The sequence below is a fragment of the Nocardioides sp. JS614 genome (genome assembly GCF_000015265.1).
In the GTDB taxonomy this organism is placed as follows: domain Bacteria; phylum Actinomycetota; class Actinomycetes; order Propionibacteriales; family Nocardioidaceae; genus Nocardioides.
Map to the genome: position 1 here is coordinate 2,267,301 of NC_008699.1, position 17,667 is coordinate 2,284,967.

16 protein-coding genes and 1 pseudogene are annotated in these 17,667 nt (G+C 64.3%); 11 read left to right on the forward strand and 6 right to left on the reverse strand.

All coding sequences use genetic code 11. The annotated features are described in order from the left end of the window. Nucleotides 1-63 precede the first annotated feature (63 nt). From NOCA_RS12190 to NOCA_RS12205, 4 genes are all read left to right on the forward strand, one after another. Nucleotides 64-1,164 (forward strand): NAD(P)-dependent alcohol dehydrogenase, encoded by a 1,101-nt coding sequence (locus tag NOCA_RS12190; RefSeq protein WP_011755575.1) that lies wholly within the window; start codon nt 64-66, stop codon nt 1,162-1,164. Nucleotides 1,165-1,295: 131 nt separating this feature from the next. Then, a complete protein-coding gene (locus NOCA_RS12195) occupies nt 1,296-1,562 on the forward strand; it encodes a hypothetical protein (protein WP_011755576.1) in 267 nt (88 codons plus the stop codon). Nucleotides 1,563-1,709: 147 nt separating this feature from the next. Beyond that, nucleotides 1,710-2,312 carry a DUF1326 domain-containing protein gene (locus NOCA_RS12200; protein ID WP_011755577.1) on the forward strand — a complete coding sequence of 201 codons (603 nt, stop codon included), beginning with the start codon at nt 1,710-1,712 and terminating at the stop codon, nt 2,310-2,312. A gap of 4 nt (nt 2,313-2,316) precedes the next feature. Further along, nucleotides 2,317-3,132, forward strand: a complete 816-nt coding sequence (locus NOCA_RS12205) for a DUF2182 domain-containing protein (protein WP_041546504.1) — start codon at nt 2,317-2,319, stop codon at nt 3,130-3,132. A gap of 580 nt (nt 3,133-3,712) precedes the next feature. Here NOCA_RS12205 and NOCA_RS12210 read toward each other — a convergent pair. After that, nucleotides 3,713-4,768 (reverse strand): HoxN/HupN/NixA family nickel/cobalt transporter, encoded by a 1,056-nt coding sequence (locus NOCA_RS12210; protein ID WP_140404056.1) that lies wholly within the window; start codon nt 4,766-4,768, stop codon nt 3,713-3,715. A gap of 795 nt (nt 4,769-5,563) precedes the next feature. Here NOCA_RS12210 and NOCA_RS12215 point away from each other — a divergent pair. Next, nucleotides 5,564-6,802, forward strand: coding sequence for an IS110 family transposase (locus NOCA_RS12215; RefSeq protein ID WP_011754492.1), 1,239 nt, complete (start codon nt 5,564-5,566; stop codon nt 6,800-6,802). 292 nt (nt 6,803-7,094) lie between these two features. On the opposite strand, the gene NOCA_RS27085 is transcribed toward NOCA_RS12215, so the two are convergent. Next, nucleotides 7,095-7,661: an IS30 family transposase gene (locus NOCA_RS27085; protein WP_238383464.1), complete on the reverse strand. Its 567-nt coding sequence runs from the start codon at nt 7,659-7,661 to the stop codon at nt 7,095-7,097. A gap of 984 nt (nt 7,662-8,645) precedes the next feature. Continuing rightward, nucleotides 8,646-9,653: an enoyl-CoA hydratase/isomerase family protein gene (locus NOCA_RS12230; RefSeq protein WP_197687792.1), complete on the reverse strand. Its 1,008-nt coding sequence runs from the start codon at nt 9,651-9,653 to the stop codon at nt 8,646-8,648. A gap of 137 nt (nt 9,654-9,790) precedes the next feature. Here NOCA_RS12230 and NOCA_RS12235 point away from each other — a divergent pair, with 137 nt between their 5' ends. The 6 genes and pseudogenes from NOCA_RS12235 (at nt 9,791) to NOCA_RS28270 (ending at nt 15,174) form a co-directional block, all read left to right on the forward strand. Next, on the forward strand, nt 9,791-10,249 hold the full coding sequence (locus tag NOCA_RS12235) for a cobalamin-dependent protein (protein ID WP_049774330.1): 459 nt from the start codon (nt 9,791-9,793) through the stop codon (nt 10,247-10,249). Beyond that, nucleotides 10,246-11,664 carry a phenylacetate--CoA ligase family protein gene (locus NOCA_RS12240; protein ID WP_011755583.1) on the forward strand — a complete coding sequence of 473 codons (1,419 nt, stop codon included), beginning with the start codon at nt 10,246-10,248 and terminating at the stop codon, nt 11,662-11,664. The genes NOCA_RS12235 and NOCA_RS12240 overlap by 4 nt, the downstream gene beginning before the upstream one ends. Next, entirely contained in the window at nt 11,664-12,647 is a 984-nt protein-coding gene (gene meaB, locus NOCA_RS12245) for a methylmalonyl Co-A mutase-associated GTPase MeaB (RefSeq protein ID WP_011755584.1), read from the forward strand. Before NOCA_RS12240 ends, meaB begins: the two co-directional genes overlap by 1 nt. A 12-nt stretch (nt 12,648-12,659) precedes the next feature. Next, nucleotides 12,660-14,369, forward strand: coding sequence for a methylmalonyl-CoA mutase family protein (locus NOCA_RS12250; RefSeq protein WP_011755585.1), 1,710 nt, complete (start codon nt 12,660-12,662; stop codon nt 14,367-14,369). 64 nt (nt 14,370-14,433) lie between these two features. Then, nucleotides 14,434-14,652: pseudogene (locus NOCA_RS28660) on the forward strand (FadR/GntR family transcriptional regulator); the annotation flags it as partial. 51 nt (nt 14,653-14,703) lie between these two features. Then, nucleotides 14,704-15,174, forward strand: coding sequence for a FadR/GntR family transcriptional regulator (locus tag NOCA_RS28270; protein ID WP_238383465.1), 471 nt, complete (start codon nt 14,704-14,706; stop codon nt 15,172-15,174). A 67-nt stretch (nt 15,175-15,241) separates the two neighbouring features. Here the strand turns inward: NOCA_RS28270 and NOCA_RS12260 are convergent, their stop codons facing one another. The 3 genes from NOCA_RS12260 to NOCA_RS12270 form a co-directional block, all read right to left on the reverse strand. Then, nucleotides 15,242-16,018 carry an IclR family transcriptional regulator gene (locus tag NOCA_RS12260; protein ID WP_011755587.1) on the reverse strand — a complete coding sequence of 259 codons (777 nt, stop codon included), beginning with the start codon at nt 16,016-16,018 and terminating at the stop codon, nt 15,242-15,244. A gap of 91 nt (nt 16,019-16,109) precedes the next feature. Then, nucleotides 16,110-17,315, reverse strand: a complete 1,206-nt coding sequence (locus tag NOCA_RS12265; protein WP_158305665.1) for an NAD(P)/FAD-dependent oxidoreductase — start codon at nt 17,313-17,315, stop codon at nt 16,110-16,112. Continuing rightward, a complete protein-coding gene (locus NOCA_RS12270; RefSeq protein ID WP_011755589.1) occupies nt 17,315-17,665 on the reverse strand; it encodes a non-heme iron oxygenase ferredoxin subunit in 351 nt (116 codons plus the stop codon). Before NOCA_RS12270 ends, NOCA_RS12265 begins: the two co-directional genes overlap by 1 nt. Nucleotides 17,666-17,667: the final 2 nt, after the last annotated feature.

Consider the following 17,667-nt stretch of genomic DNA (forward strand, 5'->3'; position numbering starts at 1 on the left):
TCGGTTGCGGAATCCACGGCACGGTCGAAGAATGGTCGGCATCCAACCGGAGGGAGCTCTCTCATGACCGTCACCGCTGCCGTTTCCCGTGAGAAGGGCGCGCCGCTCGTCGTCGAGGAGCTGGAGCTGGATGCGCCACGCTCCACCGAGGTGCGCGTGCGAATGGTGGGTTCCGGGATCTGCCACACCGACGCTGTTGCCCGGGACCGCATCTACCCGGTGCCCGAGCCGTCGGTCTTCGGACACGAGGGGTCTGGCGTCGTCGAGGAGGTCGGCTCCGATGTGCGTGGCGTGCAGGTGGGGGACCACGTCGTGCTGGGCCCGTCGTACTGCGGCAAGTGCACCTTCTGCCGAAGCGGTGAGCCGATGTACTGCGAGAACGGCTTCCCCGAGCTGTTCGGTTGTCGTCGGCACGATGGGACCACGGCCTTCAGCAAGGATGGCGAGATGGTCGGCTCCCACTTTTTCGGGCAGTCGTCGTTCGCGACCCACGCCAACGTCACCGAGAACAGCGTCATCGTCGTCGACAAGGACGCCCCGCTGGAGCTGCTCGGCCCACTGGGATGCGGGCTCAACACCGGTGCGGGGGCCGTGCTCAACGAGATGCGGCCGGCGGCCGGGTCCTCGATTGTCGTCTTCGGTACCGGAGCGGTCGGCTTCGCCGCGCTCATGGCGGCAGCCGCGGTGTCGTGCTCCACGATCATCGGCGTCGACATCCACGACTCCCGTCTGGAGCTGGCCCGGGAGCTGGGCGCGACGCACACCATCAACTCCTCGTCCCAGGACCTGCATGCCGAGCTGGAGAAGATCACCGGCGGGCGGGGCGTGAACTACGCACTGGACACCACCGCGAGGTCAAGCGTGGTTCGGGACGCTGCCGATGCGCTCGGCAAGCGGGGTGTGCTCATCGCGGTCGGCGCGGCCGCGCCCGGCGATGAGGTCAGCTTCGAGGTCGGCAACTCTCTGGTCAAGGGCTGGACCTTCAAGACCGTGATCGAGGGGTCGGCAGTGCCGCAGGTGTTCATCCCGCGCCTGGTCGACCTGTGGAAGCAGGGCAAGTTCCCCTTCGACAAGCTGGTGAAGACCTACTCCCTGCATGACATCAACACCGGCTTCGAGGACTCCGCCTCCGGGGCCGTCATCAAGCCCGTGGTTGCCTACTGACAACGGTCTCGATCGAGATGGCCTGATCTGCACTGCGATCCCGCTGCAGCCGTCCGCCGCGCCGACTCGAGCCATCTGTTGCTCCGCAGTCAGCGGGAGCCGGGCACTCTTGCTCGCACACGACAGGGAGCGTGCCGTCGCCGTTCGGCGCCCTGACCCTCAAGGCAGCCGCCTATCAAACCGACTCCCGCGACAAGGAGCGCCACCTGCAGGACGCCGCGCTTCTGCTGGCGGCGATCGAAGACCCCTACGCGCTATGCGAGCAGTTCGCGGGATCGGACAAGTCTCGGCTGGCGGCTATCGCGGCGGCATTGCACGACGGCGCCCCGGCTTGGCGGGCGTTGCCGGCGGACCGGCAGGTCGACGGACGGGTAGCCCTTCGAATCCTCGCGGCCTGATCTGCGCTCCACCCACCATCAGTGGCGGCGGTGTGACGCGCTTAGTGCGCCGCGCCGGAGGAGGGGACACGATGCCGGCCGCAAGCCGTTGACGCCCTGGTCGGTCCGGGAGAACACTGACCGGAAGCGAGCGCGAAGGGGAGTCCGATGACGTGGAACCTGGCCGGCAGCTACAGCGAGACCTGCTCCTGCGAGCTCATGTGCCCCTGCAACATGTCTTTCGACCACGGGGCCACCTACGACTTCTGCCGCGTGACGCTGGCCTTCAACGTCCATGAGGGCTCGGTGGAAGGCACCGACATCGCCGGGCGGAAGGTCGTGCTGATCGCAGACACCCCGAAGGTCATGACGGACGGCAACTGGCGCGTGGGCGTGTTCGTCGACGACGGAGCGTCGGAGGAGCAGTTCGACAAGCTGGTCCAGGTCTTCGGCGGCCAGCTGGGTGGCCCGATGGCGGGACTCGCACCGCTGATCGGGGAGATGCTCGGCGTGCAGCGCGCGGCCATCGACATCGAGGACGACGGCCTGCTGCACAGCGTCCGGGTCGGTGACGAGATCGACTTCCAGATCCAGGACATCGTCCCGTTCGGCGTTGAGACTGGTGAGCCGGTGAGGTTCGCGGGGATGTTCCACCCGGTGGGGTCGGATCTGGTGATGGCTGAGGCGAAGCGCACCAGGATCAACGCCTTCGGCATCACCTACGAAGGAAAGACGGGGTTGTCGAAGTCGAGCTTCACCTGGGCCGCTTGAGCCCATGACCGAGGCAGAGTCGATCACCGGCTCGGGCCTTGGACCGGCATACGCTGCGTCGCGTGCCCATGTCGGGATCGTTGCTGTGCTCGTCGCGCTGGCCGGGGTCGGCTGGTGGTGGACGGCCGACGAGATGCGCGGCATGGATCAAGGGCCCTGGACCGCCCTGGGTACCTTCGGCTGGTTCATGGGCGTATGGGTGGTGATGATGGCGGCCATGATGTTCCCGTCGGTCGCCCCGACCGTCGCCCTGTACGCACGGATGAGCAGGTCGTCCACCCGACCCGTCGTGTTCACCACCGGCTACCTGGCCGCGTGGGCGGGCGCGGGAGTGATCGCATTCGTGGGTGGGTTGGCCACGGCGAACGCGGTGCATGGTGCGCTCGGATGGGATTCCGCAGGCCAGAGGATTGCCGGGGGCACCTTGCTGGTTGCTGCCGCCTACGAGCTCACGCCTCTCAAGGACGTCTGCCTGGGCAAGTGCCGCAGCCCGCTCGGGACACTGCTCGGGTCCTGGCGCGACGGGTGGGCCGGTGCCTTCCGGATGGGGTTGGGCAACGGCGCCTGGTGCGTCGGTTGCTGCTGGGCGCTGATGGTTTCGCTGTTCGCCCTCGGCGTGATGAGCGTGACATGGATGGCAGTGGTCGCCGGTCTGATCGCGGTCGAGAAGCTGATGCCGTGGCGTCGCGTGGCGACGTACGCGACGACGACTGTGCTGATCGTGCTCGGCCTCTTCATGACGTTCGCCCCTGACGCGCTGCCCGGCCTCACCGTCCCGGGCCACAGCCCCATGCCTTCGATGTCGTCCATGCGCTCCTGAAGCGACCCCCCGCGGCGGATTGCCGCACCTGAAGCGACCTTCTGTACCACGCTTGTAACGAGCGCGGCTCCCGATCGTCCGCCGCGACAGAGGATCGTCTGGCTCGGGACCGGGATCGCTGACGGGATCTGCCGGGATCGTTCGGGCCGCAACAGACCATCTCGCAGCAGCCCAGTCGGTTCTGCGCGGACGCACTTCGGAGAAGACCCATGCCCGGCTGGTGGCTGAGGTCGACGCCGAACGAGGGCATCGACTGGAAGATCTCTCTCGGTCGACCCACCGTCAAGGCCACCAACACGCCACCACCCTGTGGCGGATGGAACGGCCCGGTGGCCTCACTGGGGGAGCCGGGGGCGTGGCAGCCGCTCCGAGCGACGCCAGATGGCACAGGGCGCAACGTCGCGACGCGGTCCTCTGGAGCCGCTACACGTCTTGGTCATCTTCGCCGGCACCACGCTCGCTCTTGGAGTCCTCGCTGGCATTCCGCGAGACGCGGCTGCCGCGCACATCCTCGTCGCCGTCGCCAACCTCACCCGCTGGTGTTCGAGTACGAGACCGACGTTCCGCGGTTTACCGAACTTCAGGTGTCCGACTCCATGAGCGTCCGTGACCGTCTGGCGTTGATCGTCAGAAGGCCCACCGTCCAAACGATGACGAAGACGGCGACGATGCCGAACCCCACGTAGTCGAGATTGAGGGCTGTCGATCCCGAAAGCCAGCTGATGCTGAACTCCTCAGCCACCAGCTGCACTAGCAGGATCGTTCCTATGGTAAGTGCGATAAGCACCGACAGCAGCGTGATGACGGCGTTGTACGTGATCCGACGCTTCGGGTCGTCCGAGGACCACTCGTACGCACGCGACATGACGATGCCGTCGGTGCTGTCGCCGATCACCATGCCGGCGGTGAACAACACGGGCAGGACCATCACCGCGTACCACGGAAGCGCGTACGCCGCCGTTCCACCGGCAAGGACCAGAAGCGCGACCTGGGTAGCTGTGTCGAAGCCGAGACCCATCAGCAGACCGGCAGGGTACAGGTGCCACGGCTTGTCGATCTTCTTGATGACGCGACTGAAGAGCTTTGCCAGGATGCCGCGGCTGTGGAGGTGGTGCTCGAGACGATGTTCGTCGAATGTTCCCGCTTTGATGTGACGCCGGGCGTGCAGTATGCCCGTCAGAGCGTTCATGTTCATGAGGCCGACCGCGACGAGGAAGAACCCGGCCGCAGAGGAGCCGATGACCCCCAGGGTGTGCTGCAACTGGGAGTCGGCGTCTTGCACTGGCCCGGCGACGGCCGTAACACCCAGTGCGATGACCGCGGCGAGCCCGAAGACCACGCTCGAATGGCCCAGAGCGAACCACAGGCCAGTGCTGCGAGCAGCCTTGCCGTCATTGACGAGCTTGCGGGTCGCGTTGTCGATGATCGTGATGTGATCAGCATCGAAGGCGTGGCGGGCGCCGAGCAAGAACGCGGTCACGCCTACGCCCAGGCCGAAGACACCGGCGTTGCCGATCTGGTAGGCATGCGGAAGCACCGCAAGAACGAGGGTGCCCCAGCCAACAACATTGAGCGCCAGAGCGACGACGGCCACCAAGGTGAGTTGTCGGCGGGACTGAGACATCGCGTCATTCACACCACAATGTTATTGCAAACAGTTCGCAATAGGTGCTGAGGGGTGTCTCACGTCGCGCCCTCCTCCCGTGGCCGGCCCGGGTCGTGCACGATCCGCGTCACCGTTTCGCCCTCACTTGGGGTTGCACGGCGTGGATCACTAGCTGAACCACCCGGTCGACTCCGGCCTGGTCGGGAGCCGTCGCGGCCGCGCCCAGCGCATGCAGGCAGTCGTCCGCCAGCTCGCCTCATCCGAGCGCGCCGCGAGGACGAACGTGAGTGTGAGGTCGACGGCGAGGTGATCCTCGCCGCCAGGGATCTCGTTGTGGACGATCCCACTTGGGCCAGGAGCGATCGGAGGTACATGACGCCCAGCCGCCCTATCTGATGGCTCTCAGCGACCGCCTTCGCCCCTGCCACGAAGCCGAGACCATGAGGCTAGGGGTCCTCCCTGGTCGGGACCTCGCACGGATCTCCTGCGGAATCCCGCTGGTTTCAGGGCAACAGAAAGGGCCCCTGAACCTGAAAACATTCAGGTCAGCAACGCGGCGCCTTCGTTCCTTGGCGCACCGTGGTGCGCGAAGATTCGGCACGGCTTGCGCGTTGCAGTCCGCGGGCGAAGGGGCGGATGCTGAGGGGTTCGTCGTGGTCGACCCCGGATACTCTGTGGTGCTTGCGAGCCTGTAGGTCAGCATGGTGGTGGAGGGCTTCCACGGGAACCGTGGATTGGTGCCAGCGAGCCCGAGCGTCAGACTTTCGAATCTCCCTGCCCTCCTCACGACGGACGCCTGGATCCGATCGCGAGGAGGAGATGGCCATGGAAGTGATCCACGTCCGGTGTGCGGGCATGGACGTGTCGAAGAAGGACGCCAAGGTCTGCGTCCGACATGCGGGAGCAGGTCGGCGCAAGACCGTGGAAACGGTCACGACCTGGACCTCAATGACCGGCCAGATCCTGGCGCTGCGCGAGCATCTGATCGCCGAGCAGGTCACGTGTGTGGTGATGGAGGCAACCGGTGACTACTGGAAGCCGTTCTACTACCTGCTCGAAGACCTGCCCGGTGTCGAGGTGATGCTGGTCAACGCCCGCCATGTCAAGACCCTGCCGGGACGCAAGAGCGACGTCGCCGACGCGACCTGGCTGGCCCAGCTCGGTGCGCACGGCCTGGTCCGGGCCTCGTTCGTGCCACCCGAACCGATCCGGCAACTGCGGGACCTGACCCGGGCACGGACCGCGATCACCCGCGAACGTGGCCGGGAGGTCCAACGGCTGGAGAAGCTGCTGGAGGACGCCGGGATCAAGCTGTCCGCGGTCGCCTCCGACATCATGGGCGTCTCAGGACGGGCCATGCTCGAAGCGCTGATCGCCGGCGACCGCGATCCCGCCGGGCTTGCCGACCTGGCCAGGCGTCGACTGCGGTCCAAGATCCCTGAACTGACCGAAGCGCTCGCTGGCCGGTTCACCGAACACCACGCGTTCCTCGCCCGGGTCCACCTGGATCTCATCGACCGACACACCGCCGCCGTCGAGCAGTTGACTGAGCGGATCGAGGTGGTGATCGAGCCGTTTCAGGGCTTCCACGACCTGATCTGCACGATCCCGGGAATCTCCACGATCACCGCCGACATCATCACCGCCGAGACCGGCGCGGACATGACCCGGTTCCCCACTGCCAAGCACCTCGCCTCTTGGGCCGGGACCACACCCGGCAGCAACGAGTCCGCCGGGAAGGTGAAGTCCTCACGGACCAGGCCCGGGAACCCCTACCTGCAGGGCGCACTCGGGGCGGCCGCGATGGCGTGCTCACAGAACCGGACCACCTACCTCGGCGCGCGCTACCGGCGGATCGCCAGCCGGCGCGGCCCGCTGAAGGCCAACGTCGCGATCCAGCACTCCATGCTCATCGCGATCTGGCACATGGGCACCACCGGCACCCTCTACGACGACCCTGGAGGCGAGTTCTTCAACCGCCTCCACCCCGACCGCACCAAGATGCGAGCCATCAGCCAGCTCGAAGCCATGGGCTACCGCGTCACCCTCGACCACGCGAGCTGAAGACCTCTGACGCGAAGGCCCACCCGCTGGGGTGAATCTTCGCGTCAGAGGCCCTTTCGGGTCTACGACACTTCTCAGATGTCGTAGTACTGACTGACTGACCCACTCTGACCTGCGCAAACGTCGACGTCGTTCCTCTATTTGTACCACGCGTGTAACGCGAGCGGGTCCGACGCTGAACTCGTCGCGGTAGTCGACGTCGATCGACGGTTGCGGCCCTCGGTTGTCGATCGCGGGGGAGTAGGCACCAGGCCGGGCGGAAGCGCCCTGTCATGCCTGCGGGTTCAGGCGGTCAAGGCAACAGCTCGGCGAGTGCTGGTGATGGTGTCTTGAACTCGAGGGTCTGTCGAGGTCGTTCGTTGAGCTCTTGGGCGATGGCGTCGAAGTCGGCTTGGGTGAAGATGCGGAAGTCGAGCCGTCGAGGCCGGTACTGACGCAGCAGGTCGTTGGTGTTCTCATTGCTTCCGCGCTGCCACGGCGACTTCGCATCACAGAAGTGGACCCGGATCCCGGTGGTGTCGGTGAACCTGCGGGGCGCAGCCATCTCGTGGCCCTGGTCCCGGGTCAGCGACCTGGCCAGGTGCCTCGGCAAGGTAGCGATCCGCGGCGTCAAGTGCGTCGGCCACCGTGTCGGCCTTGTGGTTGCCATCGGGCAGCGCGACCAGGCATCAGGAATCGAGTCGACCGCTCGACCAGCGTGACGACCGGGCTCATGTTTCATGCCGAAGACCAGGTCGCCTTCAAAGTGGCCCGGCACGGCACGGTCCTCGACCTTGGCCGGGCGTTCGTAGACGGTGAGGATGCCCGGTCGTCCGCCACGACCATCGGGAAGCCGGACACCCGGAGGGCGACGGATCACCCGCCCGGTGCGCAGGTAGCGGTCAGCTCGCGACGCAGTGCGTCGCGCGACTGCACGAACAAGGTGCAGTAGATGCTCTCGTGCGACGGGGCGGTCTCAGTGGGTCAACGCAACACTTCTCTAACTCAAGGAGGTTGCGGTGGCGCGGACTCGATAAGCAGGCGTTGTTCAACCATCATGAGACTCAGAGCCACTTGACGTCGCCGACCGGGACACTGAGGCCACTGAGGACCCCGGTCGTCTGCACCGACATGGCGAAAGTGACCTTGACTCACCCTTGATGTCGCTCGTGTCAGCCATGATCCAAACCTCAGTCGGGAGAGCCGATCCTGGAGTGAAGTTCCGTCGGGTGTGCAACGCGCACTCACATACCCGTGGAGGCGGACAAGATGCGCGACCTAACACGTTGACTGCAGACAGTGACGAGGTCGCCAAGGTCTGAAGGCCCCGGCCAGATCCCTCAGCGGGAACGGTGTTCGCCGTTCGCGGGGCCCCAAACCCGACTGGAGGTCGCACGCACGCCTCCACATCGACGAGCGAGCTCGGTCATTCGATTCTGTACGGGATCTGCGCGGACCGCCGGTTCGGACAGGGTTAGAGGCGCCCAGCTTCGTCTATGCCATCGACCACTAGCCTCATCCCATGGAGTGGGATGTCGCCGGCCACGCGATCCGGATGACAGGAGACGAGCACTACGCTCCCGCCTACTACGGTCCTTGGTACTCCGTGCGGTGCGTTGGATGTGCGGGCATGGGAGAGGAGGCCTGCGCTCATATGCTCTGGCGGGTCCGAGGAGGTCAACGTCGAGCAGCTTGAGGTCGATGTCCCGGCTATCCTTGACGAGGCTGTCGCGCACCTTCGGCGCAACCTCGTGCCTCTTCCCAAAAGATGCCGTCGATTCCGTCACGATGATGGCCGCGCCATGTTGGATGAGCCCGGCGACGCCTTGGTTCTCCTCGCCGAGCGCTTGCACGCATGCGACGACTAGGAGTCGAAGAACTCAGCTACCGCGGCGTCGGTGACCTCCGACAACGTGGCGGGCTGCCAGACCGGGGAGCGCTTCTCGACCATCCTTGCCCGGATTCCTTCGGTGAAGTCGTGATGAATGAGACTGCGGCTAACAATCCCGAACTCCATGGCTAGCACCTCCGCGAGGTCCGATGCCTGACGAGCGGTGCGTAGTGCTCGCAGGGCTACCTTGAGCGCGGTCGGTGGCTGCGACTCAATGATGGTGGCTGCGTTTCTGGCGAGCTGCTGGGGGTGCGATCGGAGTCGTTCAAGGATGAGCTCGACCGTGGGCGCTGAGTAGCACTCGTCAATCCAGGGGCGCTGCGCGGCAAGGGACGGACACGGTGGTTCTTGGTGCTGTTGGGCAAGCCGAAGGACGCCGGGTGGCGACTCCAGCAAGGAGTGAAGATCCCTAGAGTTGATCGCGCGGTCGGCGAGTCCGCAGTAGATGATGTCGGCGGCCTCAAGGGACGCCGAGGTGAGAGCAACGTGGAGCCCGACCTCTCCCGGTGCGTTGGCGAGCAATCGCGTTCCACCGACGTCTGGGCAGAATCCGATACGTAGTTCGGGCATTGCCAGGCGGGTGCGTTCGGTGACGATGCGGTGTCGGCCGTGCGCTGAGATACCTACTCCGCCTCCCATGACGATGCCATCCATGACTGCGACGTATGGTTTATGTAGCTGATGGATGGCCAGGTCGAGGTCATATTCGGCTCGCCAGAAGGCGCGGACGTTGTCGGGCCGTTCTGCGATCTCCTCGACGATCCACCGCACGTCGCCGCCTGCGCAGAATGCGCGGCCTTCGCCGGTGACTAGGTAGGAGTCGATCTGCGGATCCGTCTCCCAGTGCGCGAGAGCTGCTCGCATGGAGGTCACCATTTCGAGGGTCAGGGCGTTCAACGCCTCTGGTCTGTCGAGTCGGATCCACCCCACCCGGTCGGCGACGACGATGTCGATTCCGGAACCGGCCACAGCGCTCTCCACTTCGGTCGAAGGTCGGCTGGGGGCCGACACGCCCATCAAGAATAGTGATTCTTTATAACTTCTTGCGGAGTGCGAGTGTGTTACCTAAGGTAGGACCACATATGTGGCACACGCCACAGGCCAACCTAGGAGCCCCCATGCCGCTGTCCGCACACTCCGACATCGACGCAGGCGACACCGCTCCGATCCGCATCATGCTCGCTAAGATCGGTCTCGACGGGCACGATCGAGGCGTCAAGGTCGTCGCCCGCACACTGCGTGACGCCGGCATGGAGGTCGTCTACACCGGCCTTCACCGCAGCCCAGAGCAGGTCCTCGAAGCCGCCGTGCAAGAAGACGTCGACGTGCTCGGCATCAGCCTGCTCTCCGGAGCACACCTGACCATTTTCGGTCGACTCTTCACGCTCATCGCAGATCTTCCCTACACGCCACGATTTGCCGTCGTCGCTGGCGGCGTCATGCCCGACGAGGACGAGAGGACCCTGATCGAACTGGGTGTCGCCGCTGTCCTCGGCCAGGACACCGCGCCGCGCCACATCGTCGAGGTCGTCACCGACGCCGCGAACCAGGCCCGGAACCAGGTAGAGGCCTCGTGAGCCTCAAGCAACCGCTCGAAGACTGGAAGTGGCCACCGTCGTACGACGACACCTACCTGCCCGCTAATAACGACCAGCCGTACTGGTTTCCAATTCGAGAAACCATGGCCCCCGAGGATCGCGACGAACTGATCCTGACCCGCATCCAGGACGTCATGGCGTATGCCTGGGACCACGCGCCGTTCTACCGCCGAAAGTGGACTGTCGCAGGCCTAGAACCTGGCGACATCAAGTCGCTCGACGACTATGCACGCGTCCCAGTCGTCGAAAAGGCCGAACTGCGGCTCGACCAAGAAGAGAATCCGCCCTTTGGCAGCTACCTCAGTGTCGATCGCGAAGAGGTCACCCACATCAACGGAACCTCAGGTACCACCGGTCGCCCGACAGCCTTCGGCATCAACGAGCGCGACTGGCGAGCCGTCGCCAACGCCCACGCCAGAGTTATGTGGGCCATGGGAATCCGCCCCACCGACACCGTGCTCATCGGCTCCCCCCTCTCCTTGTACTGGGGATCCTGGGGCGCGTACATCGGGGCCGAGCGACTCGGAGCCACCGTCTTTCCCTTCGGTGCCGGTGTCGCCGGTCAGAGTCTGCGCACCATCCAATGGATGAAGCAGATGGGCGTGACCGTCTTCTACGGCACTCCTTCATACGCTCTTCGCCTTGCAGAGGTCGCAACAGACGCAGGAATCTCCCCAGACACTCTCGGGCTGCGAACAATGTTCTTCTCCGGAGAACCGGGCGCAAGCATTCCTGCAGTACGTGACCGCATCGCAGGAGCGTTCAACGCCGCGGTTTACGACTCCGGGAACATGGCCGAAGTCAGCCCTTGGATGTCACTCGGCGGAGATCAGGACGGACCAGGGATGCTTTGCTGGCAGGACCTCGTCTACACCCAGGTATGCGACCCATCGACATACCTGCCCGTGCCGTACGGCTCCGAAGGCACTCCGGTTTACACAACGCTTGAGCGAACCAGCCAGCCGATGATTCGACTGCTTTCCAACGACCTCACCAAATGGGAGGCACCCGCAACCGACGGCCGTCGCACCTATCCCCGCCTTCCTCGCGGGATCTACGGCCGGATCGACGATATGTTCGTGGTCCGCGGCGAAAACATCTACCCGAGCGCCATCGACGACGTCGTGATGCAGTTACCGGGTTACGGCGGCGAACACCGAATCGTCATCTCCCGCGAGAGCACCATGGACGATCTTCTCGTTCAGATCGAGCACCGCGAGTACACGACCGCTGAGACGTCCGCATGGACCAACCGCGTCGCCGACGAACTGCAGGCCGTACTCGGTATCCGCGCCCGAGTGGTCGCGGTCGCACAGAACACCTTCGACCGGACGGACTTCAAAGCTCGCCGCGTCATTGATGACCGCCGCCTCTTTCTCACTGGCGACAACTGATGACCCGAACAACCACTCGCCCAAGCGGCGCATCAGCGAACCCGGCCGAGCTCGCACAACGCATCCGGAGCCAAGAACCCAGCGCAATCGGGGTTGCTCTGACAGCGGTCGAACGCAGGGATCGATCGGCCGACGACCTGCTCGCCGCACTCCGAGGGACCGAGCCTCACGCTCACGTCATCGGAATCACCGGCCCGGCCGGCAGCGGAAAGAGCACGCTCGTCGCCAGACTGGCCGCCAACTACCGCGACGATGGTCTGACAGTCGCTGTCCTCGCAGTCGACCCCTCAAGCGGTTACTCCGGCGGAGCCATCCTCGGCGACCGGATCAGGATGAACGCACTGTCAGGGGACACCGGCATCTTCATCCGGTCCCTGGCCACCCGAGGAGCAACCGGTGGGCTCTCACGAGCAGTCTTCGATGCCATCAAAGTCTTCGACGCCGCCAGATTCGACCGCGTACTCGTCGAAACAGTCGGCGTCGGACAGGACGAAATCGACGTCATGAGCGTCGCGCAGACGATTGTCGTGGTCAGCGTGCCCGGGCTCGGAGATGACATCCAAGCCATCAAGGCCGGGATCCTAGAAATCGCCGACGTCCACGTGGTCAACAAGGCCGACCGCCCCGGTGCAGATCTCACCGCCTCTGAGATCCGAGAGTCACTGCGACTCGCGTCCAGCGCACCCGACTCTTGGCGCCCGCCGATCATCCGGACAGTGGCGACCGGCGGGAAGGGCTTCGACGAGCTGCGCGAAGCCCTTGAGGAGCACCAGTCGTGGCTCACCGCGTCCGGCGCCCTAGAACTCTACGAACGCAACGCAGCCACATCACAGATTCGGTGGGCCGCCGTCGACATCGCGATGCGGTCGACCCAACCCGGTACCACGCACCTGAACGAACTTGTCGAAGGCGTACGCATCGGGCGGCTCAGTCCGCACGAAGCCGCACATGCACTGGTAAGCGGCAAAACACAACTTGACTGAGGAAGGACGAGCATGAGCACCCACGAGGCCGACGCCATCAAGATCACCAACGAGGCCGCCGTCAAGGCCATCGAGGAACGACTCGCAGGGTGGGAGAGCCACGAGCTCGAGGCATTCTTGCAACGGACGCCAGAGTCGAAGGGAGTGTTCCGCACTGGCAGCGGCGCCCCCGTCAAGAGGGTCTACACGCCGGCTGACCTTCCCGAGGACTGGAACGATATCGGACTTCCGGGTCAATTCCCGTTCACGCGAGGGCCTTACCCGACCATGTACCGGGGCCGCCACTGGACGATGCGCCAGATCGCCGGATTCGGTCAAGCCGAAGAGACCAACAAGCGCTTCCAGTACCTCATCAACCAGGGACAGACGGGCCTCTCCGTCGACTTCGACATGCCCACACTGATGGGTCTCGACAGCGACGACCCCATGAGTCTGGGAGAGGTCGGCCGCGAAGGAGTCGCCGTCGACGTGCTCTCCGACATGGAGGCACTCTTCGACGGAATCGACCTGGAGAACATCTCCGTGTCGATGACCATCAACCCGTCTGCCTGGATCCTGCTGGCCATGTACATCGCTGTAGCCGAAGACAAGGGCTACGACCTGAACCGACTGAGCGGAACGATTCAGAACGACATCCTCAAGGAGTACGTCGCCCAAAAGGAATGGATCTTCCCGGTTCGTCCGAGTATGCGCATTGTCCGAGACTGCATCGCTTATTGCGCTGAGAATATGGCCCGTTATAACCCGGTCAACATCAGCGGGTACCACATCAGCGAAGCCGGCGCGAACGCCGTGCAGGAGGTCGCCTTCACCATGGCGATCACGCGCGCCTACGTGAGTGACGTCATTGCGGCCGGCGTCGACGTCGACACGTTCGCTCCGCGACTGTCGTTCTTCTTCGTGAGCCAGGCTGACTTCTTCGAGGAAGCCGCAAAGTTCAGGGCTGTCCGGCGCTTCTACGCCAAGATGATGCGCGACGAGTTCGGAGCCGAGAACGAACAGTCCATGCGGCTCCGGTTCCACGCTCAGACTGCAGCGGCAACGCTGACCAAGCCACAACCCATGAACAACATCATCCGCACGACGCTCCAAGCCCTCTCAGCAATCCTGGGCGGGGCACAGTCGCTCCACACCAACGGTCTCGACGAGGCGTACACGATCCCGAGCGAAACCGCCATGAAGATCGCGCTTCGCACCCAGCAGGTCATCGCACATGAGACTGGCGTTCCTAGCATTGTCGACCCCCTCGGCGGCTCGTACTACGTCGAGGCACTTACCGATGAGATCGAAACGGGAATTCACGACTATCTAGCCAAGATCGAAAGCCTTGGTGGAGTCGTAGCAGCGATCGAGAACGGCTTTATGCAGCGCGAGATCTCAGACACGGCCTACCAGTACGCGCTCCGCAAGGAGAGCGGCGACCGCCCTGTGCTTGGGGTCAATATGTACATCGATGAGAACTCGACGGAAGAGATCGAGACACACCAGCTCGACCCCGAGTCCGAGCAGCGCCAGATCCGCCGCGTGCAGCAGGTACGTGCGGAGCGCAACGCCGAGACCGCACAGGCAGCTCTCGCAACCCTGGTCGAAACAGCTCGCGACAACGACGCCAATCTCATGCCGGCAACCATCGCCGCTGTCCGAGCCGGTCTGTCGATGGGCGAGATCACCGGTGCACTACGCGACGTGTTCGGAACCTACGTCGAGACACCTGTGTACTGAGCAGGCAATCCCAACCTTGCGTGGGAAGGTGGTCTTACGACCATGCGTTCAGGAAGGGGATGCGATGGACCCAGCTGAGGCTCATTGGACCCCGATTCGAGTACCACGCAGCCACGAACTAGTTCTCGCACAGATAGAAGACCAGATCGTGCACGGCAGGCTACGGCCCGGGGACCGACTCCCTCCCGAACGTGACCTGGCCAAGAGCCTAAGCGTCAGTCGCGGCGCGGTCCGCGAAGCGATAAGAGTTCTGGAATCTTTGGGGGTTATTCGTGCATCGCCCGGCTCAGGCGCAAAGGCCGGGTCCCTTGTCGTTGCCGAAGACACAGCCGCGATGTCGACCGTCTTCCGCCTTCACCTTGCGCTCGCTTCCTTCTCCCAACGTGAGGTCATGGAGGTGCGGGTGCAGCTCGAACGCTGGAGCGCCCACGAGGCCGCCCAAGCTGCTGGCCGCGGAAACCTTGAGGACCTCGACCGCTTGCTTGAGGCAATGAAGTCTCCCGAAATCGAAAGCGCGCGCTTCAACGCCATCGACGCCGCGTTCCACCTGGGCCTGGCCGAGGCTGCTGACAACCGGCTCCTTGCGACCCTCATGAGCGCCATTCGCGACGCCGTGCAACGAGAGATGGCCGCCGCATTCGCTGACCTGGCCAACGCGCCGGCCGTCATGAGCCAACTCGCTTCGGAGCATGCGGCGATCCTCGAGGCAGTTCGCGGCGGCAAGGCCGAGGAAGCTGCGGACCTGGTTCAAGCACACATCGAGGGGTTCTACGGATACCTCGACGTCGACCGACGCCGCACCTAAGTCGATCACACGACCCAACGCGTCAGCTGTAGCCGACGGGGTGCCTGTGGGCGCGGGTTCTGCGCTGTTAGCTCCAGGTTCTCCCACCGAGAGCGGTGGCCAAGCCAGCAGCAGCCTGCGTGACGGCCCGGATGCTTCGCTGAACAGCAGGTGCGTCCAACGGACCGGAGACTGACAACGCCAGGCTGGCGTTCCCGGCGGCATCAACGACCGGCGCCGCCACGCACAACACCCCGAGAGCGTGCTCCTCGCGATCCAAGGCGTATCCGTCTTCTGCGACCTGAGCGAGCTGTCGAGAGAGACCTGCAGGGGAGGTGATCGTGTACCGAGTACGTGGAGGCAATCCACGGGCGATGACCGCTTCCTTGGCCTCTGCCGAGCTGTAGGCGAGCATCGCTTTCCCAAGCCCAGTGCAATGCATCGGCTTCCTGGTCCCGGGTCTGGTGTTGACGACGTTGCGGTGCGGCCCGCTGATCTTCTCCAAGTAGAGAACCTCTCCGCCATGCTGGACACCCAAATGGATTGAGTGTCCGACGCGCTGGTGGAGGTCCTCCAGGAACGGCATTGCAACCTCGCGGAGACGCTGCTGCCGACCGACCGACGCTCCGAGCTCGAAAAGTCTGATACCCGGGCGATAGTGCTGACCAACTCGCTCTACGGCGCCCTGGGCGATGAGTTGCTGCAGCAACCGGTGCACCGTCGGCTTCGGAAGCGAAGTTCGCTCACTGATTTGACCCAGTGCGGTGGGCTCGCCTGCCATGTCAAGTGCTCCCAGCACCTGAAACACGCGCTCTACCACCGACGTAGAATCATCGGCGGCTCGAACAGTCGAAACCTCACTCATGACCCTCTCCTCTCAGCGTCGCTGCTCGTCGGCACGGCGGGTGACCAGACAGCCCTCTTCTCGAGAACGCACCGCCCGTCACCAAGCATCGTCAGACCCCTAGGTCCTTGGCCGCCGCCCGCCAGAGTTCGCGAGCAACAGGTCCGTCGCTGAGGACCTGCTTCGCAAGTGCGATTACATCGGGGCGTGCGTATGCAGCAACCGCCGCAACAGCGCCACCAGTCAGGTAAGCGGCTGTGAAGCTCGTCTCGTCGGTCTGGACGACCGCCTCATTCCATCCACGTGTGTATCCGACGTACTCCAACGTGTCGCCGTACTGGTCGGACCACACGTAGGGGAGGTGGTTGTACTCTGTCGACCCGCCGAGAATGTTCCGTGCAGCGACGACAGCCTGCGCTTGGGCGTTGGTTTCGTGCTCCAGCCGAATCGAGCCGTACTGCGGGTGAGTCCATCGCACGGCGTCACCTGCAGCAAACACCCCAGGCCTGCTCGTCTCGCATCGTTCATTGACGAGGATTCCGTCGCCGATCTCCACACCGGATCCCGAGAGCCACTCGACATCGGGGACCACTCCGATCCCAACGACGACCGTGCTGGCTGGCAACCTCGTCCCATCGTCGAGGCGAACGCTGCCGACCCGGTCTTCGCCGTCCATGTGTACGACGGTCCGACCTGTCACAAACTTGACGCCACGCCGTTCGTGGAAGGACCGAACCCATGCTCCGACCTCTGCCCCTAAGGAGATCCCGAGTGGCTCGGAGCCCGCCTCGACGACGGTGACGTCGACCTGGAGTCCCGCCATGACCGCTGCCAACTCGCAACCCACGTAGCCCGCGCCGACGACCACGACAGGACCGCCGCCATGGACGGCGTCCCACAGGCCTTTCGCGTCCGGAATCGACCTCAGGTAATGAACACCTCTGAGATCGGAGCCGGGCACTTGTAGTCGGCGCACTCGGCAACCGGTGGCAATCAACAGCCTTGAGAATGCGATCTTCTCGCCCTGATTCGTGATCAAGACATCGCTGTCCGGCAACAACCCTTCGACCCGTGTTCCGAGAGCCAGTTGAACTCCCTTGGATGCGTAGAACTCTTCATCTCTGAAGAACAGCTCCTCTCGAACCGGATCGTCCCAAGTCGACTCCTTGGACAGCGGAGGCCGCTGGTACGGACGGTGATCTTCGTCCGACACCAAGACGACGCGAGTGCCGCGGCCTCGCATCGCGAGGAACTCCGCAGCGCGACCACCTGCCATGCCGCCGCCGAGGACGACCACCGGATCCTCGGTCTCGACCATCACGAGGCCCGCACTGACGCCGTCGCCGGATCCGGGGCACCTTCGACGAGGAAGATGTCCCCATCCTCGACCTCGACCCGGTACACAGGGACGGGCTCGGTCGCAGGCTCGTGCGTGGCTTGTCCAGTGCGAAGGTCGAACCGGCCATCGTGGAGCGGACATCCGATCTCACAACTAGATTCGAACAGTTGCCCCATGTCGAGCCAGCCCTCTGCATGCGAACAGAGGTTGTTGATGGCGTAGACCTTGTCCTTGATTCTGACGAGCAGCACTTCCTCGCCATCCAGGTCTACAACCGTGGTCTGCCCTGGGGTTAGGTCAGAGATGTGCGCCACGAGGTTGCGGGCCATGA

Bases quoted from the DNA above. Each gene is read 5' to 3' on its own strand.
- NOCA_RS12190 (WP_011755575.1), top strand. From the start codon at position 64: ATGACCGTCACCGCTGCCGTTTCCCGTGAGAAGGGCGCGCCGCTCGTC.
- NOCA_RS12200 (WP_011755577.1), top strand. From the start codon at position 1,710: ATGACGTGGAACCTGGCCGGCAGCTACAGCGAGACCTGCTCCTGCGAG.
- NOCA_RS12205 (WP_041546504.1), top strand. From the start codon at position 2,317: ATGACCGAGGCAGAGTCGATCACCGGCTCGGGCCTTGGACCGGCATAC.
- NOCA_RS12215 (WP_011754492.1), top strand. From the start codon at position 5,564: ATGGAAGTGATCCACGTCCGGTGTGCGGGCATGGACGTGTCGAAGAAG.
- NOCA_RS12235 (WP_049774330.1), top strand. From the start codon at position 9,791: ATGCCGCTGTCCGCACACTCCGACATCGACGCAGGCGACACCGCTCCG.
- meaB (WP_011755584.1), top strand. From the start codon at position 11,664: ATGACCCGAACAACCACTCGCCCAAGCGGCGCATCAGCGAACCCGGCC.
- NOCA_RS12250 (WP_011755585.1), top strand. From the start codon at position 12,660: ATGAGCACCCACGAGGCCGACGCCATCAAGATCACCAACGAGGCCGCC.
- NOCA_RS28270 (WP_238383465.1), top strand. From the start codon at position 14,704: ATGTCGACCGTCTTCCGCCTTCACCTTGCGCTCGCTTCCTTCTCCCAA.
- NOCA_RS12260 (WP_011755587.1), bottom strand. From the start codon at position 16,018: ATGAGTGAGGTTTCGACTGTTCGAGCCGCCGATGATTCTACGTCGGTG.
- NOCA_RS12265 (WP_158305665.1), bottom strand. From the start codon at position 17,315: ATGGTCGAGACCGAGGATCCGGTGGTCGTCCTCGGCGGCGGCATGGCA.
- NOCA_RS12270 (WP_011755589.1), bottom strand. From the start codon at position 17,665: ATGGCCCGCAACCTCGTGGCGCACATCTCTGACCTAACCCCAGGGCAG.